Here is a 16,574-nt window from a genome sequence, read left to right on the forward strand (position 1 = left end):
GCCCTGAGGTCCAGTAGCGCCGGTAGCACCAGTAGCACCCGTGTTACCTTGAGTACCTTGAGGTCCAGTAGCACCCGTGTTACCTTGTACGCCCTGAGGTCCAGTAGCGCCGGTAGCACCAGTAGCACCCGTGTTACCTTGAGTACCTTGAGGTCCAGTAGCACCCGTGTTACCTTGAACGCCCTGAGGTCCAGTAGCGCCGGTAGCACCAGTAGCACCCGTGTTACCTTGAACACCCTGAGGTCCAGTAGCGCCAGTAGCACCTGTGTTACCTTGAGGTCCAGTGGCACCAGTAGCACCTGTGTTACCTTGAATACCTTGAGGTCCAGTAGCGCCAGTAGCACCTGTGTTACCTTGAGGTCCAGTAGCGCCAGTAGCACCTGTGTTACCTTGAGCGCCTTGAGGTCCAGTGGCACCAGTAGCACCTGTGTTACCTTGAGCGCCTTGAGGTCCAGTAGCGCCAGTAGCACCTGTGTTACCTTGAGCGCCTTGAGGTCCAGTAGCGCCAGTAGCACCTGTGTTACCTTGAACGCCTTGAGGTCCAGTAGCGCCGGTAGCACCAGTAGCACCCGTGTTACCTTGAACGCCTTGAGGTCCAGTAGCGCCGGTAGCACCCGTGTTACCTTGAACACCTTGAGGTCCGGTAGCGCCGGTAGCACCTGTGTTACCTTGAACACCTTGAGGTCCGGTAGCGCCGGTAGCACCTGTGTTACCTTGAGCACCCTGAGGTCCAGTAGCACCAGTAGCACCAGTAGCACCAGTAGCACCTGTGTTACCTTGAACACCTTGAGGTCCAGTGGCACCAGTAGCACCTGTGTTACCTTGAGCGCCTTGAGGTCCAGTAGCGCCAGTAGCACCTGTGTTACCTTGAGCGCCTTGAGGTCCAGTAGCGCCGGTAGCACCTGTGTTACCTTGAGCGCCTTGAGGTCCAGTAGCGCCAGTAGCACCTGTGTTACCTTGAACGCCTTGAGGTCCAGTAGCGCCGGTAGCACCTGTGTTACCTTGAACACCTTGAGGTCCGGTAGCGCCGGTAGCACCTGTGTTACCTTGAACACCTTGAGGTCCAGTAGCACCAGTGTTACCTTGAGCACCCTGAGGTCCAGTAGCACCAGTAGCACCTGTGTTACCTTGAGCACCCTGAGGTCCAGTAGCACCAGTAGCACCTGTGTTACCTTGAGCACCCTGAGGTCCAGTAGCACCAGTAGCACCTGTGTTACCTTGAGCACCCTGAGGTCCAGTAGCACCAGTAGCACCTGTGTTACCTTGAACACCTTGAGGTCCAGTAGCGCCGGTAGCACCCGTGTTACCTTGAGCGCCTTGAGGCCCAGTAGCACCCGTGTTACCTTGAATACCTTGAGGCCCAGTAGCACCCGTGTTACCTTGAACACCTTGAGGTCCAGTAGCACCAGTAGCACCCGTGTTACCTTGAACACCCTGAGGTCCAGTAGCGCCTGTGTTACCTTGAGCGCCTTGAGGCCCAGTAGCACCCGTGTTACCTTGAATACCTTGAGGTCCAGTAGCACCAGTAGCACCCGTGTTACCTTGAATACCTTGAGGCCCAGTAGCACCAGTAGCACCAGTGTTACCTTGAATACCTTGAGGCCCAGTAGCACCTGTGTTACCTTGAGCGCCTTGAGGCCCAGTAGCACCCGTGTTACCTTGAGGTCCTTGAGGCCCAGTAGGTCCAGGAGGCCCACCAGAAGGTCCGGTAGGTCCGGTAACTCCTATACCAGTGGCACCGGTAGCACCCGTGTTACCTTGAGGCCCAGTAGCACCCGTGTTACCTTGAATACCTTGAGGTCCAGTGGCACCAGTAGCGCCCGTGTTACCTTGAACGCCTTGAGGTCCAGTGGCACCGGTAGCACCCGTGTTACCTCGAGGCCCAGTGGCACCAGTAGCACCCGTGTTACCTTGAGGCCCAGTGGCACCAGTAGTACCCGTGTTACCTCGAGGCCCAGTGGCACCAGTAGCACCCGTGTTACCTTGAATACCTTGAGGTCCAGTGGCACCAGTAGCACCCGTGTTACCTCGAGGCCCAGTGGCACCAGTAGCACCCGTGTTACCTTGAGCACCTTGAGGTCCAGTGGCACCAGTAGCACCCGTGTTACCTCGAGGCCCAGTGGCACCAGTAGCACCCGTGTTACCTTGAGGCCCAGTGGCACCAGTAGCACCCGTGTTACCTTGAGGCCCAGTGGCACCAGTAGCACCCGTGTTACCTCGAGGCCCAGTGGCACCAGTAGCACCCGTGTTACCTTGAGACCCAGTGGCACCAGTAGCACCCGTGTTACCTCGAGGCCCGGTGGCACCAGTAGCGCCCGTGTTACCTTGAGGTCCGGTAGCACCAGTAGCGCCCGTGTTACCTTGAGGTCCGGTAGCGCCAGTAGCACCCGTGTTACCTCGAGGTCCGGTAGCGCCAGTAGCGCCTGCTGGCCCAGTAGGCCCGGTAGGTCCTTTAATGAATGAAGCAGAATTAACTAGAGCGGTTTGTAATGCTGCTATTAATTTAAGAAGCTCTTGAAGTGTGCAAGGGTCAATTCGGAATAGTTTTGTAATGTATAGTAAATAATTAATTAGATTTTGAAGCTCAATAAATACAGCGCTTGCTACGAAGGTTGGATTTTTTAATATAGTTATTAAATTTTTAATAATAGCTAACCCTTGTGCTTTCAGGGAGGAAGTAGCGTCTAGTGAACAAATAAATTTACTTAGTAAGTTCAATGTATCGATTAGATCTTCAATATTTTGAGGAGATGGATTTGCGAAAAGTTTTGGAATTATTTTTGTTAGATCGATAATGATTGCGCGGAATGTTCTAAGTTGTGCCTTAGTAACTGGGATGGATGGAGTATTTGGGATTCGTCCGGCGCTACTTGGAAAGCATGGTTTGGAGAATTTGTTCTGACTGTCGTTAAAATGAGACATTAAATCTCTCCTTTCTCATGAGGATATGAAAGAAACTCATCATAGTAGATGCAAAAATTAGTTAAATGGTCATAGTAAAATCGTTTGTTTAAAGAAAAAATAGAAAAAACGCCTTAGGATAAGGCGTTTTTTCTATTTTCTGCGTATTGATAATATCGTTTGAGTGAAACTTTTGATTTAAATCCAACTAGTTTTATAATTTCTGATTCTGGAGTTTCTTTTTTTATTAAGTTTAAAATATAGGTGTTACGAAAGTGTTGTCCTGAGATTCCTTTACGTAAATTAGCTCTAGATACTTCAAGGCGAATCATTTTTTGGATAGCGATTTCTGTTAATCCCTTTGGTGCATCATTTTCGTATACCCATCTGTATGTTCCGCGATTAAAATCAAAGGCAATAAATAATGGATCATTACTATGGTATTTTGGACGAACGGGCTCTGGGATGCTTTTGTAATAAGTATATAGTTGTTTTTTGTCTTCGCTAGTTAATGTAATTGTTCTTTCTATCCCTGCGGTTGCTGGGATAGATAATGTGTTCGTTTCAAAGTGGACGTGCTGCATAGTTAATGCTGTAAGATCTTGTAAGGATAATCCGTAGTCGATTAATAAATTTAAAATAGCGATATTACGATCCATTAATAAAGGGCGCACAGGACGCTGTTTTTCTGAAAGTCCTTCTAATGAAGTGACTATATGTTTTAATCTTTTTTCTTCATCAGATGAAATGAAATCCTCATTACGAAGTGTGCGGTCTGGTTGAATAGAAATTTCCATGTTCTTTAATGGATTAGGGATGTTTAGAAAGTGATGCATTCTATTTAATACAATAAATACACGGTGCATCGTTTTCTCTGAGTAATGTCGATTCTTTTTTAAGTCGGAAAAGTAATCTTCATAGTCTTTTGTACAAAGTGTAGCCCATATATTACTGGAAGGGAGCTTTTTGTTTTTTTCTAACCAATGTCCGAAATCTTCAATGTCATAAACATAACGTTTAATGGTTGAAGGTTTTCGGCCTTTATTCAATAAAAAAATAGAAAAGGCTTGTATTGTATCATGGAATTCCGTTGTCTCCATAGTCCCACCACCTTCATTATTTCTTATATTATAGCAAACTTTTCTGAAAATAGTCATTTGCAAGGGAGACAGGAATAATAATATTTGGTGAGTGGATAAAGTGAAACTTTAATCAGTGGGGTATTTGTTCATCTCCCTTGATTATTAGTTGAACCAATCGGGCATTTACGGGTAGCTATCTCTCGTCTAACTTCCTCGCGTTTGCTGAATTTTGAGGTGGGAGTCTTACTGCTTGTTCATGCAGGATAAAATGAGGTGATTGTATGGAACAATCGATGCGAAAGAAAAATAATAATCAAATTAACATTGTGTTAAATCATCGAAAGAAAATTTCTTTACCGGCCGCAGAAAATAAAGCAGTAATTTCAAGTGAAACTACTACGAAACATGAGATGCTGCAAAGAATTGAAGAAGAGATGGGAAAGCTTGTTGGGATGGATGAAATAAAAAAGATAATAAAAGAAATATATGCTTGGATTTATGTAAATAAAAAAAGACAAGAAATAGGGTTGAAGTCTGAGAAGCAAGTACTCCACATGTTGTTTAAAGGGAATCCGGGTACAGGGAAGACAACTGTTGCTAGAATGATAGGGAAATTGTTGTTTGAGATGAATATTCTATCAAAAGGGCACTTAGTTGAAGCTGAACGTGCGGATCTTGTAGGAGAGTATATCGGTCATACAGCTCAAAAAACAAGAGATTTAATAAAAAAAGCAATGGGAGGTATTTTGTTTATTGATGAGGCGTATTCGTTAGCCCGAGGAGGAGAAAAAGATTTTGGGAAAGAAGCAATTGATACGCTCGTGAAACATATGGAAGATAAACAACACGGTTTTGTATTAATTTTAGCCGGATATTCAAGAGAGATGAATCACTTTCTTTCATTAAATCCAGGTCTGCAATCCCGTTTTCCGTTTATAATTGAATTTGCGGATTACTCGGTAAATCAGCTGTTAGAAATAGGGAAGAGGATGTATGAGGAACGTGAATACCAGTTATCGAAAGAGGCTGAATGGAAATTTAGAGATCATTTACATGCTGTAAAGTACTCATCGCAAATTACATCGTTTAGTAATGGAAGATATGTACGGAATATCGTTGAAAAATCGATTCGTACACAGGCTATGCGCTTGTTGCAAGAGGATACGTATGATAAATATGATTTAATTGGGATATCAAGTAGTGATTTGATGCTTGAAGAGGAGACGCACAGTACATAAACTGTGCGTCTGTTTTTGGTATAAGTGCTGTTACTCTTTTTTTGCTTTTTCTTGATAAGATTTATGGAAACGTTCCATTTTAGCACTTTTTTCGTGTGCAGAATTAGGATCATGCCCAAATTGACCTACTGAGCTTTTTTGAGCACCTTTATTAACGTGGTTTGTCATTTGTATTCACCTCGCTTTGAGGATTAGTATAAACATTATGTAAAGAAAAACTCGTTAGAAAAGAAAAACCTCTTTACGATCTGTAAAGAGGTTGGATTGCTATTTATGCACTGAACGTTCGTTTGTGTCGATGCGTCTATGCGGTAAATGCCATTTGTAATGAATAGAAACCATGCGGAAGCAAACAATTAAAATGAATAAGGTGTATAAAGCCCAATCACTAACAATAATTTGAGCGCCGATTAAGAAACCTGCTAGAATCGTCCAAAAAGCATATACTTCAGCTCGAAGGACGAGAGGTTTTCTACGGGCTAAAAGATCGCGGATAATACCACCGCCAATGCCAGTTAAAACAGCTGCTACGATTGTAGCGCTAATTGGTAAATTTAATTTCTGAGCATATAATGCTCCTTGTACGGCAAATGCTGATAAGCCGATAGCATCAGTGATGTTTTCCCACTTTTTCCAGTGTCTAATTAATTTATTAGGAAAAAGAAAAATAATTGTCATTGATAAAAGTGCGATTTGGAATAACATGTCTTGTTGCCAAAACGCGACAATCGGATAACCGATTAATAAATTACGAAGGGCACCTCCCCCAAATGCGGTCGCCATTCCTAAAATATACACCCCGAAAATATCATAATCCTCTTCCATTGCAACAATGGCTCCGCTTAGTGCGAAAGCAATTGTGCCTATGATGCTAAAAATCTCCCATGCCATGAATTTTCTCCCCCGCTAACTAGATGAAATGTGCTTCCTCTGCTATTATATTAGAAGGTTTAAATTTCGAAAAGGATGAGTGAACATATTTGATGGAAGAAAAAGAAAAAGTCATATTAGTGGGCTGTCAATTGCCGCAAGAAGATGATGAAAAATTTATGCATTCCATGAAAGAGCTTGCATCGCTAGCGAAGACTGCGCGAGCAGAATTGTTAGTGTCTACAACGCAAAAACGACCGAAGTTTCATCCGGCGACGTATATAGGTAAAGGTAAATTAGAAGAGCTTACAATGTTAACTGAAGAATTAGAACCGGATGTTATCGTATTTAATAACGAATTAACGCCGAGTCAAATTCGGAATTTATCCTCAGTATTAGATGCGAGGGTAATTGATCGAACGCAATTAATATTAGATATTTTTGCGCAACGTGCGAAGTCGAGGGAAGGTAAGCTTCAAGTAGAATTAGCTCAGTTGCAATATACAATGCCGCGTCTTATGGGGCAAGGATTGTCTTTATCACGTCTTGGTGGTGGTATTGGAACAAGGGGACCAGGTGAGACGAAACTAGAGACGGATCGTCGTCATATTCGATCACGTATTGATGAAATAAAGAAACAACTTGCAGTCGTTGTGGAACATCGGAAAAGATATCGTGAGAGAAGAAAAGATAATAAAGTATTTCAAGTTTCATTAATAGGATATACGAATGCGGGGAAATCTACGCTGTTTAATAGGTTGACGGAAGCTGATACATTTGAAGAAAACTTGTTGTTTGCAACGTTAGACCCGACGACAAGGAAAATGCCGTTACCTTCTGGTTATACAGTATTACTAACTGATACGGTTGGTTTTATACAGGATTTACCTACGTCATTAATTGCGGCTTTTCGTTCGACATTAGAAGAAGCTGGTGAAGCGGATGTTATTTTACATGTAGTTGATTCTGCAGATCCTAATTATGTAGGGCATGAAAAAACAGTAAAACAATTATTGTCAGAACTTGAAATTAATCATATTCCTATTATTACGTTATATAATAAAAAAGATGAATTACATCAAAACTTTATTCCGTTTCCGAAAAGTGACTTCTTAATGACTAGTGCTTTTGAAGAAGATGATTTATTACATATAAAAGAAGCGATAGAAACGAAAATGAAGGAAGAAATGAATTGTTATCAAGTGGAAATTCCTCCGAGTGAAGGTAAGTTGTTAACGTTATTAAAAACGGAAACACTTTTAACAAAGATGGAGTTTTTAGAAGATAAATTTGTATATGATTGCGTAGGGTATATTTTTGCTCATTCATCGCTTAATGTGCAATTAAAGAGATTTTTAGTGGAAGAAGGAGAAAATAAAAATGTTTGATCGTTTGAAAAATGGAGAAAAAATTGCTCCAATCGTAAAAGAAGTAGAGAGCCAAATTACAGAAGTACATAAACGTGCGGATGAAGTAATTGAAAGTAATCAGTTTCGTGTATTAGAAAGTTTTCGTAAACATAAAATTAGCGATTCGCATTTTATTCCGACGACAGGTTACGGTTATGATGATATTGGCCGTGATACGTTAGAAAAAGTGTATGCGGATGTATTTGGAGCGGAAGCTGGTCTTGTTCGTCCACAAATTATTTCAGGTACTCACGCTATTTCTACAGCGTTATTCGGTATTTTACGTCCAGGAGATGAGTTATTGTACATCACTGGCAAGCCGTATGATACGTTAGAAGAAATCGTTGGTGTACGCGGAAAAGGTGTAGGTTCATTTAAAGAATATAATATTGGTTATAATGCAGTTCCGCTTACTGAAGAGGGGCTTGTTGATTTTGGAGCTGTTGCGGCTGCAATTCATAGTAATACGAAGATGATTGGTATTCAGCGTTCAAAGGGCTATGCTACTCGTCCGTCATTTACTATTTCTCAAATTAAAGAGATGATAGCGTTTGTTAAAGAAATTAAACCAGATGTTGTTGTATTTGTAGATAATTGTTATGGCGAATTTATTGAAGAGCAAGAGCCATGTCATGTTGGTGCAGATTTAATGGCAGGTTCGCTTATTAAGAACCCTGGTGGTGGAATTGTTAAAACTGGTGGTTATATCGTTGGTAAAGAACAGTATGTTGAAGCGTGTGCATATCGTTTAACATCTCCAGGAATCGGTGCGGAAGCAGGGGCATCTTTATACAGTCTACAAGAAATGTATCAAGGTTTCTTCTTAGCGCCGCATGTAGCGGGACAAGCGCTAAAAGGTGCGATTTTTACAGCTGCATTTTTAGAGAAGTTAGGAATGAATACATCACCAGCATGGAATGCGCCAAGAACAGATTTAATTCAGTCTGTTCAATTTGATGATAAAGATCGTATGATTGCATTCTGCCAAGCAATTCAATATGCATCTCCGATTAATTCTCACTTCACTCCATATGCCAACTATATGCCGGGTTATGAAGATGATGTAATTATGGCTGCGGGAACGTTTATTCAAGGTGCAAGTATTGAATTGTCAGCTGATGGTCCAATTCGTCCCCCTTATGTTGCTTACGTGCAAGGTGGGTTAACTTATTCACATGTGAAGATTGCAATTTGTTCTGCAATTGATGCATTAATTGAAAAAGAATTATTAACAATTTCTTAAGGGGAAGCTGTCGATTTCGACAGCTTTTTTCTTGTAAAAGTAATGATTTATTTCACTAGAAAAAAGAATGAAAAAATTTATAAAAAATCATGTAAGAAAAGCTAACATCTATTGACACTAAACATAACATGGTATAAAATGAGAAGCAGTTAAGGCGAAGGAGGAACTGAAACAATGAAAGAAGATAGACGTTCTGCCCCGCTGTTTCCTATTGGTATTGTTATGGATTTAACACAATTATCTGCACGTCAAATTCGCTACTATGAAGAGCATAATCTTGTTTCTCCAACCCGTACAAAGGGGAATCGCAGATTATTTTCATTTAACGATGTAGATAAGTTGTTAGAGATTAAAGATTTATTAGATCAAGGCTTGAATATGGCTGGTATTAAACAAGTGTTACTAATGAAAGAAAATCAAACAGAAACAGTGAAAGTAAAAGAAGAAACGAAAGAAATTTCAAAAACTGAGCTTCGCAAAATACTTCGAGATGAGCTACAACATACAGGTAGATTTAATCGAACTTCATTGCGACAAGGTGACATTTCAAGGTTTTTTCACTAAAGAGAACTGATTCTGAAGGTGTTTAGAGGGACGAAGGAGGAATTTATAATGGCTAGGTACACAAAAGAAGATATTTTCCGTTTGGCGGAAGAAGAGAATGTAAAGTATATCCGTTTACAATTTACAGACCTTTTAGGAGTAATTAAAAACGTAGAGATTCCAGTGAGACAATTAACGAAAGCTCTTGATAACAAAATGATGTTTGATGGATCTTCGATTGAAGGTTTTGTACGTATTGAAGAATCTGATATGTATTTATATCCTGACTTAGATACTTGGGTAATTTTCCCATGGACTGCTGAAAAAGGTAAAGTTGCCCGTCTAATTTGTGACATTTACAATGCGGATGGCACTCCATTTGATGGAGACCCACGTAACAACTTAAAACGTGTGTTAAAAGAAATGGAAGCTTTAGGATTCTCAGATTTCAATCTTGGACCAGAGCCAGAATTCTTCCTATTTAAAGTAGATGAAAAAGGAAATCCAACATTAGAATTAAACGATAACGGTGGATACTTCGACCTTGCGCCGATGGATCTAGGGGAAAACTGTCGTCGTGATATCGTTCTTGAACTAGAAGAGATGGGCTTTGAAATTGAAGCGTCTCACCATGAGGTTGCTCCAGGGCAACACGAAATTGACTTTAAATATGCAAATGCAATTCGCTCATGTGATGACATTCAAACATTCAAACTTGTTGTAAAAACAATTGCTCGTAAACACGGTTTACACGCAACATTTATGCCAAAACCATTATACGGTGTGAACGGTTCAGGTATGCACTGTAACTTATCACTATTCAAAAATGGTGAGAACGTATTCTTCGATCAAAACGGTGACTTACAATTAAGTGATGATGCTCGTCATTTCATCGCAGGTATTTTAAAACACGCACCAGCATTTACAGCGGTAGCAAATCCAACTGTAAACTCTTACAAGCGTTTAGTACCTGGATACGAAGCTCCTTGTTACGTAGCATGGTCTGCACAAAACCGTAGCCCATTAGTACGTATCCCTGCATCTCGTGGTATTAGTACACGCGTAGAAGTACGTAGTGTTGACCCAGCTGCAAACCCATATTTAGTAATGGCTACATTATTAGCAGCAGGTCTTGATGGAATTAAAAACAAATTAACTCCACCAGCTGCAGTAGACCGTAACATCTACGTGATGACAAAAGAAGAGCGCGAAGAAGCTGGCATCGTTGACTTACCAGCAACATTAGCGCAAGCATTAGTTACATTACAATCTAATGAAGTAGTATGTGGTGCACTAGGTGACCATTTACTTGAGCACTTCATCGAAGCAAAAGAGATTGAGTGGGATATCTTTAGAACACAAGTTCACCAATGGGAACGTGATCAATATATGTCTCTTTACTAAGAGGCTTAAACCCTTGATATGACTGGTATCAAGGGTTTTTTTATTTACCTCTTACCACAACCTTATGTGGTTGTGAAATGAAAAACAGCCACAAAACAGCCACAAAAAACACCAAAAAAAATTCTACTCTAAAACATTACTCATATACTTTTCAAATTCAGAAATAGAGTCTTTATTGATTTTATCACTAATATGCGAATAGACATTGGATGTCATTTCGATACTTTTATGACCTAATCGTTCTTGTATATATTTTAAGTTAGCGCCTGATTCTAATAACAAAACGGCATGTGTATGCCTTAGAGAGTGGATATCAAGACTAGGTATGTTAACCTTTTTTAAAATTCTTGAAAAGGCATTAAATAAAGTTGATTTTGGCAAGAAATTACCGTCTGTTCTGGTGAAAACTAAATCTAAATCATGTTTATAACTTTCTTGTAATACTAATTTATTTTCATTTTGCCATTTCTTATGATTCAACAAATCTTTAGCAAGGGGAGCCGGAATCATAATTGTTCGTCTAGATGAAAATGTCTTTGTATCACCAAATAGTTCTTCATCACCTTTAGCTGTGAAATCTAATGTTTTTGTAATGTTTATCGTTTGTTCTTTAAAATCAATATCACTCCATTGAAGTGCGGCAGCTTCACCTTTTCGCATTCCAGTATTGATAAGTGTCTTAAAAAAGATATAATAGATGTAATTATATTGATAAGATGCTTTTAAGAATAGTGGAATGTCTTCTGTACGCATATACTTGAGACCTTCCTCTTTTTTTTGGTTTTTATTTGAAATTACAACATCATCACAAGGGTTTGTTCCAATCTTTTTTAAACTAACAGCCTTACACATTGCGTTATTCATAGTTCGGTGAATTATTTTTACGGTTCCCTTGCTATATCCTTGATCAGTGAGATGATTAATAAAGTTTTGATACATCATCGGCTTTAAATCTTTTAAATTAATATTTTTAAAATAAGGGATGATGTGTTTTTCAATGTTTCTTTTGTGTAGGATGAATGTGTTTTTTCGTACGGTATTTTCTTTGTACAGTTTAAGCCAATCTTCTAAAAAGTACTTTAAGGATGTTGGAACATTATCGATTTCAAAACCATTTAATATCTTTTGCTCTTCTTCAGCAGCCGCAATTTGGGCTTCTTTTTTTGTTTTAAAGCCACGTTTAGTTTTTTCTTTGTACTGGTGAGTATAGGGGTCTTTGAATTTAATCCTATATTGCCAACCGTTGCTTACTTTTCTAAAGCTAGCCATAAAAATCCTCCTTATCATAAGTTACAGTTAACATACAGCCTGTACATTAATTGTAATTGAATAATAGCACGATAACCTAATTACTGTAAAAGAAATTTACAGCTGATGAATAGCTAGGTTAAAATATTTATGTATTCAAAAAAAGAAAGGGGGATGAAAGTATGGGAGAATATACAAATGATCCTGGTGGTCATAAGGTTAATGAACCGGGGACAGGATGGAAAGTAGTTACCGATTCAGGAACGGGTATATAACAAAGGGGGAATAACAAGATGAAAAGTTCCATAAAAGACCCAGGTGGTTCAAAAGTAATTAATGATCCAGGTGGTGGTGGCGCTGGATATGAAAAGGATCCAGGGGGATGGAAAATAATTTTAGATCCGGGAACGGGTGTGTAATACATAGGAGCCTAATGGCTCTTTTTTTATTGCAGAAAAAAAGAGAGCACCTGCTCTCTTGCTCAAATTGTAAAATAAAGAAAATTTTACAATTTTAATTTGGAAAACATTTCTTCTACAATCAAATCATAACAACTCATCAGTCTCTGCTAAGACTTTTGAATAAAATATGAGTTGTTTGCAAAATCGCTCTCTTTGGTGTTCTTCTAACGCTCCATACGTTAATTGAACTTCATGGAGAGCATTCTCTAATAACCTATCTTTTGTTTGATCGCAGCCGCTGAAAAGAGTGTCTAAAGGTACGTTGAAGAAGGAGCTGATTTGTAGAAGCGTTTCCATACTCGGTTCAAACATTGCATTTTCATAATTATTAATCTGATTTCGACTCAGATTAAGTTTTAAACCGAGTTGTTCTTGTGTTAAATCTCTAGACTTTCTAAGCTTTTTTAAATTTTGTGCGAATACTTCTAATGCTTTCATAATTCGAGTATAGTATTTAAAGATTTAACATACTATAATTGATTGTAAAACAATCATAATGTCTAATTAAGATTGTTTAGTTTGATTTATTTGAAATAAAAATGAGAACAAGTGTTCTTTTTTGCTTAATTAATGGTAAAATGTGTACATAGGTATTACAGAGATATAAGTAATACTTTTAGTAAGTATAGAGGAATGTTGTATTATATTGATTTTTAACTTTCTCAACAATTATCTGATAACTGAATGACTGAAATTTGGAAAAAATGTGATATTATGAAAATAATAAAATAAACGGACGTAAAAAAGACCCATGACTGTGCAAGTGGTGCGCTAACACCCTTACACCGTCCACCCTAAGCCAGCTAGGGAAAACACTTGTCATAAGTCTCGTACATAATTATAACACATCTTTTGAATGTAGTGACGCGTTTTCCTCAAAAGTTAAAAATGGGTATAACGTGTCTTTTTGTCCACAAGGAGGACAAATAATGCAGAGTTTATTAAGTAACATGCATGAGGATTTAAATAGTAATGGCTACACCAATCGTAAGTTAGCTAAACGATTTGATGTTAGTCACACAACTGTAAACAGTTATTTTAAGGAAACTAGCGAGTTTGATTTTATGCACTTTGTAGAATCTTTGAGGCTACATAAGCCTAATAATATTAACTTTAGAAGAGAATGCATAAAAAAGATGTTTGAACAATTAACACCAGTTAATGAACGGGTAGCAATGGAAGTTTTGAATATGTACGGGGAATACGGCCTACAAAAACAGTTAACCGCTAGAATAATGAATTCAGATAAAACTACGAAAAACGCAAGAATAAATAAGAAAATAGCAGCCATTTATGATTTACTCGCTCTTCGCCTATCTGGAAGGATATCTAATGATGATTTTTTTGTAGAGACAGAAAAGATGAGAAATTCATTCAAAACGTCTAACAACGAAGCTAAAATATTATCTGGTTTTGCGTTTATATATGCTCAACTTAACTTCGGTGATTATCGAATGGTTTCACAATATACAAATCAATTAAAACCATTAATTAATGACGTTAGTAAAGATACCATTAGAAAATCATATTCCTTACGAATAAAAGAAATGGAGTCGATGAGTGCACAAAGAGGAAATGATTTAGAGACTTCAAGGGAATTGTGTTTCGAAATTATAAATGATGAAACAAACCCTTATGATTGTATGAAATCATTAGCTTATTGTACATTAGCTGAGACGTATATGATGGATTATGAGAAGTCATACTATTTTTTAGAACAATCTTTCGCTACTCTTCCGATCATAACTAATAAGAAACTTCTTAATCGTAAAGGGTTCATAAAAAACACACTTGATTTTCTAAATATAGTTCATGAAAAGAATCTTGAAAAAATAAAACCATCAAGTTTAGCTGAAAAAGCACATCTATACACAAAAATAGGTAAGAAGAAAGAGGCTGTATTTATTTTAGATGAGTTAGAAAAGAAAAATGGTGGACTTTCCCCTTTCCAAAAGTACTATAAAGGTCTTGCTACAGGAGATGGAAAATTTTTCGGAGAATCCATAGCAGATTTTGAAAAAACAGGGGATTTTTTCTATATTTCCCTACCTAAAATGGCTTTAAAATGATATAATGGAGCCATACATAAAGGTGGTGAAATGATTGAAATCAAAGATTATTAAATCGATTTTAGCAATTGCCGCTGTAGCTTGTTTTTCTTTTACAGCAGTAAAAACAGAAGATACTCAGCAGGTTGCGAAAGTAGAACAGCCTGTACTATATATGCAAGTTGATCCTGGCGGGACAGGCGGCTGATTCTGTCACAACATAATGGGAATTTAATAGATAAAAGAAATGACACTATCAACAATTGATAGTGTCATTTCTAATTTAAGGGGAATGGAAGCGAATCGACCGTATGGTCAAATACTTTCCAAATTAGACTTGAGAAAGTTGATAAATAAACATTTTGAGGGGGACAACGTATTATGGAGAAGCTAGTGTCTGAATTATTATTAATGGAGAAAGTTGAAGGGGTAAATATTGAACATCTCCGTGAAATGCTAATAGAATTATCAAATACAGAAAAAAAGTAAAATAAAACTCCGTAGACAATTATTAGTCTCACGGAGTTTTATTTTTAGATATAAAGCTTTGAATTGTTGATTTAAATAACTCTTTGTTGTCCTCTGAAAGTTGGTTGATCAGCGTCATCCATTCGTTAGTCTCTTTACTTATCTCTTCTGTTTCTTTAACCGTTAGTTTTTGATGCATAGCTCTTCCTAATAAGTAATCAATAGAAACCTCGTATATGTCTGCTAGTTTAGTTAATGTTTCGTAGTCAGGTTTACGTCTTCCTGATTCATAACTAGATAAAGTGGCTTTGTTTACGTCTAATTTGTCTGAGATGAAAGTCTGTGTGTAACCTTTCTTTTCGCGACACGCTTTCAATCTTTCGTTTAAGTTCATAATTTTATTATTCCCCTTTATAAATAATATCCCATTACTAATGTGCATTTCCTTATTTGAAGGTGTATTACACTGCTTTGCTGTGCATTGCACAACTTTTGCTTAATTACAGTATATATACTTTTTGACAACTTTTCACTATCTGTAAAAATATTTTTAACAAAATGACAAAATAGGGTTTACATTTACGAAGTGACAACCTATAATGAAATCAAGAAGTTGTCAAAACGACAACGACGGGAGGTGAGGCGGATATGACATTTGGAAACAGAGTCCGAGATATTCGCAAACAAAAAAATATAACACAAGAAAAACTAGCTAAGAAGCTTGACTTCAGCCACGCTTCAGCTATTTCTTTTATAGAAAATGGCAAGAGAAGATTAGATGCTGAAAAGATACCAACTTTAGCAAATGCACTTGGAGTATCAATAAACGAACTTTTTTTTGTTCAAAATGTTGTCGAAATGACAACTGAAGGAACGGAGGGAAAAGAAAATGAATCAATTGCAAGTTATGCAACATCCAGTAAGTGAATTTGTTTTTATGGAAGGAAATCAAGTGGTTACAGACAGTTTAACAATGGCTCAAATGTTTGGAAAAGAACATAAAAATGTAATTCGAGATGTTGAGGTCCAGATAGAAAAATTGATTGAAGCAAATGAAATGGAATGGGGGCAGCTCAACTTTGAGCATACCCAATACCAGCATCATCAAAATAAACAATGGTATCCAAAATTCAATCTTACAGAAGATGCATTTGCAATTGTTGCAATGAGCTACATAACACCAGAGGCGATGAAAATGAAAATTAAGTTCTTACAAGAGTTTAAACGAATGAAAGAACATATTCAAAAGTTGCAACAACAACCGAAAAGTGTTGAGGATGCAATTATCCACAGTATGACTGAATTAAAACAAATAAAATCACGACAAGATCATACGGAAGAAGAAATGAACAAAATGAAACTTCTAGTAGATAACGAATTATGGCTAACTGAACAACACAAAGGATCTGTGCAACGTAAAGTAAAACAACATGTTTTTGAACTTAAAAAAGAAGGTTATGTTAATGCATCGTATCAGGGAATATATGGCGCATTGAAAAGACATTTTGGTGTAGCTAAATACGATAAAATTCCAAGGAAATATTATCAAAATGCTATGCGATTTATCGCAGGATGGTATCCGCCAGAAAGACCTAGTTCATTAGATGATTATATTTCTTAATAGACAAAATTAAAATTTTACAGAAAAGGAGATCCGAA

17 protein-coding genes are annotated in these 16,574 nt (G+C 38.1%); 10 read left to right on the top strand and 7 right to left on the bottom strand.

The window, feature by feature from the left end:
- On the bottom strand, positions 1-2,922 hold a 2,922-nt coding region (locus ACLBWW_RS25815), incomplete at its 3' end, for a collagen-like repeat preface domain-containing protein (RefSeq protein WP_447614298.1).
- Positions 2,923-3,035: 113 nt separating this feature from the next.
- Positions 3,036-4,001, bottom strand: a complete 966-nt coding sequence (locus tag ACLBWW_RS25820) for a tyrosine-type recombinase/integrase (protein ID WP_048544247.1) — start codon at positions 3,999-4,001, stop codon at positions 3,036-3,038.
- A gap of 263 nt (positions 4,002-4,264) precedes the next feature.
- Here ACLBWW_RS25820 and spoVK point away from each other — a divergent pair, with 263 nt between their 5' ends.
- The gene (spoVK, locus tag ACLBWW_RS25825) at positions 4,265-5,221 is read left to right on the top strand and encodes a stage V sporulation protein K (protein WP_048544246.1); all 957 of its coding nucleotides are present in this window, start codon (positions 4,265-4,267) and stop codon (positions 5,219-5,221) included.
- Between the two features lie 30 nt (positions 5,222-5,251).
- Here the strand turns inward: spoVK and ACLBWW_RS25830 are convergent, their stop codons facing one another.
- Complete coding sequence (locus tag ACLBWW_RS25830) at positions 5,252-5,389, bottom strand: hypothetical protein (protein WP_048544244.1); 138 nt, start codon at positions 5,387-5,389, stop codon at positions 5,252-5,254.
- A 99-nt stretch (positions 5,390-5,488) separates the two neighbouring features.
- The gene (locus tag ACLBWW_RS25835; protein WP_048544241.1) at positions 5,489-6,112 is read right to left on the bottom strand and encodes a trimeric intracellular cation channel family protein; all 624 of its coding nucleotides are present in this window, start codon (positions 6,110-6,112) and stop codon (positions 5,489-5,491) included.
- Positions 6,113-6,204: 92 nt separating this feature from the next.
- On the opposite strand from ACLBWW_RS25835, the gene hflX reads away from it, so the two are divergent.
- The 4 genes from hflX (at position 6,205) to glnA (ending at position 10,690) form a co-directional block, all read left to right on the top strand.
- The gene (hflX, locus tag ACLBWW_RS25840) at positions 6,205-7,479 is read left to right on the top strand and encodes a GTPase HflX (protein WP_063260594.1); all 1,275 of its coding nucleotides are present in this window, start codon (positions 6,205-6,207) and stop codon (positions 7,477-7,479) included.
- Positions 7,472-8,743: a methionine gamma-lyase family protein gene (locus tag ACLBWW_RS25845; RefSeq protein ID WP_000460296.1), complete on the top strand. Its 1,272-nt coding sequence runs from the start codon at positions 7,472-7,474 to the stop codon at positions 8,741-8,743. The genes hflX and ACLBWW_RS25845 overlap by 8 nt, the downstream gene beginning before the upstream one ends.
- A 174-nt stretch (positions 8,744-8,917) precedes the next feature.
- Positions 8,918-9,307, top strand: a complete 390-nt coding sequence (gene glnR, locus ACLBWW_RS25850; protein WP_000656784.1) for a transcriptional repressor GlnR — start codon at positions 8,918-8,920, stop codon at positions 9,305-9,307.
- A gap of 48 nt (positions 9,308-9,355) precedes the next feature.
- Positions 9,356-10,690 carry a type I glutamate--ammonia ligase gene (gene glnA / locus ACLBWW_RS25855; RefSeq protein ID WP_048544236.1) on the top strand — a complete coding sequence of 445 codons (1,335 nt, stop codon included), beginning with the start codon at positions 9,356-9,358 and terminating at the stop codon, positions 10,688-10,690.
- A 123-nt stretch (positions 10,691-10,813) separates the two neighbouring features.
- Here the strand turns inward: glnA and ACLBWW_RS25860 are convergent, their stop codons facing one another.
- A complete protein-coding gene (locus ACLBWW_RS25860; RefSeq protein WP_098831913.1) occupies positions 10,814-11,959 on the bottom strand; it encodes a tyrosine-type recombinase/integrase in 1,146 nt (381 codons plus the stop codon).
- Positions 11,960-12,231: 272 nt separating this feature from the next.
- Here ACLBWW_RS25860 and ACLBWW_RS25865 point away from each other — a divergent pair, with 272 nt between their 5' ends.
- Positions 12,232-12,357, top strand: a complete 126-nt coding sequence (locus ACLBWW_RS25865; protein WP_257210999.1) for a hypothetical protein — start codon at positions 12,232-12,234, stop codon at positions 12,355-12,357.
- Between the two features lie 126 nt (positions 12,358-12,483).
- Here ACLBWW_RS25865 and ACLBWW_RS25870 read toward each other — a convergent pair whose 3' ends face one another.
- The gene (locus tag ACLBWW_RS25870) at positions 12,484-12,837 is read right to left on the bottom strand and encodes a helix-turn-helix domain-containing protein (protein ID WP_447614299.1); all 354 of its coding nucleotides are present in this window, start codon (positions 12,835-12,837) and stop codon (positions 12,484-12,486) included.
- Between the two features lie 491 nt (positions 12,838-13,328).
- Between ACLBWW_RS25870 and ACLBWW_RS25875 the strand changes: the two genes are divergently transcribed.
- Both ACLBWW_RS25875 and ACLBWW_RS25880 read left to right on the top strand, forming a co-directional pair.
- Positions 13,329-14,468, top strand: a complete 1,140-nt coding sequence (locus tag ACLBWW_RS25875) for an AimR family lysis-lysogeny pheromone receptor (RefSeq protein WP_447614300.1) — start codon at positions 13,329-13,331, stop codon at positions 14,466-14,468.
- 34 nt (positions 14,469-14,502) lie between these two features.
- Positions 14,503-14,655, top strand: a complete 153-nt coding sequence (locus tag ACLBWW_RS25880) for a hypothetical protein (RefSeq protein ID WP_167514909.1) — start codon at positions 14,503-14,505, stop codon at positions 14,653-14,655.
- 309 nt (positions 14,656-14,964) lie between these two features.
- Here ACLBWW_RS25880 and ACLBWW_RS25885 read toward each other — a convergent pair whose 3' ends face one another.
- Entirely contained in the window at positions 14,965-15,309 is a 345-nt protein-coding gene (locus ACLBWW_RS25885) for a helix-turn-helix domain-containing protein (RefSeq protein ID WP_098152302.1), read from the bottom strand.
- Positions 15,310-15,563: 254 nt separating this feature from the next.
- On the opposite strand from ACLBWW_RS25885, the gene ACLBWW_RS25890 reads away from it, so the two are divergent.
- On the top strand, positions 15,564-15,842 hold the full coding sequence (locus ACLBWW_RS25890) for a helix-turn-helix domain-containing protein (protein ID WP_447614301.1): 279 nt from the start codon (positions 15,564-15,566) through the stop codon (positions 15,840-15,842).
- Positions 15,805-16,536, top strand: coding sequence for an ORF6C domain-containing protein (locus tag ACLBWW_RS25895; protein WP_447614302.1), 732 nt, complete (start codon positions 15,805-15,807; stop codon positions 16,534-16,536). The genes ACLBWW_RS25890 and ACLBWW_RS25895 overlap by 38 nt, the downstream gene beginning before the upstream one ends.
- Positions 16,537-16,574 lie beyond the last annotated feature (38 nt).

The organism is Bacillus sp. M5A3_1b (assembly GCF_053345335.1).

Coding starts and splice junctions, on each gene's coding strand:
- ACLBWW_RS25845 (WP_000460296.1), top strand. CDS start 7,472: ATGTTTGATCGTTTGAAAAATGGAGAAAAAATTGCTCCAATCGTAAAA.
- ACLBWW_RS25820 (WP_048544247.1), bottom strand. CDS start 4,001: ATGGAGACAACGGAATTCCATGATACAATACAAGCCTTTTCTATTTTT.
- ACLBWW_RS25895 (WP_447614302.1), top strand. CDS start 15,805: ATGAATCAATTGCAAGTTATGCAACATCCAGTAAGTGAATTTGTTTTT.
- glnA (WP_048544236.1), top strand. CDS start 9,356: ATGGCTAGGTACACAAAAGAAGATATTTTCCGTTTGGCGGAAGAAGAG.
- ACLBWW_RS25870 (WP_447614299.1), bottom strand. CDS start 12,837: ATGAAAGCATTAGAAGTATTCGCACAAAATTTAAAAAAGCTTAGAAAG.
- ACLBWW_RS25890 (WP_447614301.1), top strand. CDS start 15,564: ATGACATTTGGAAACAGAGTCCGAGATATTCGCAAACAAAAAAATATA.
- ACLBWW_RS25860 (WP_098831913.1), bottom strand. CDS start 11,959: ATGGCTAGCTTTAGAAAAGTAAGCAACGGTTGGCAATATAGGATTAAA.
- hflX (WP_063260594.1), top strand. CDS start 6,205: ATGGAAGAAAAAGAAAAAGTCATATTAGTGGGCTGTCAATTGCCGCAA.
- ACLBWW_RS25830 (WP_048544244.1), bottom strand. CDS start 5,389: ATGACAAACCACGTTAATAAAGGTGCTCAAAAAAGCTCAGTAGGTCAA.
- ACLBWW_RS25865 (WP_257210999.1), top strand. CDS start 12,232: ATGAAAAGTTCCATAAAAGACCCAGGTGGTTCAAAAGTAATTAATGAT.
- glnR (WP_000656784.1), top strand. CDS start 8,918: ATGAAAGAAGATAGACGTTCTGCCCCGCTGTTTCCTATTGGTATTGTT.
- ACLBWW_RS25875 (WP_447614300.1), top strand. CDS start 13,329: ATGCAGAGTTTATTAAGTAACATGCATGAGGATTTAAATAGTAATGGC.
- ACLBWW_RS25835 (WP_048544241.1), bottom strand. CDS start 6,112: ATGGCATGGGAGATTTTTAGCATCATAGGCACAATTGCTTTCGCACTA.
- ACLBWW_RS25885 (WP_098152302.1), bottom strand. CDS start 15,309: ATGAACTTAAACGAAAGATTGAAAGCGTGTCGCGAAAAGAAAGGTTAC.
- spoVK (WP_048544246.1), top strand. CDS start 4,265: ATGGAACAATCGATGCGAAAGAAAAATAATAATCAAATTAACATTGTG.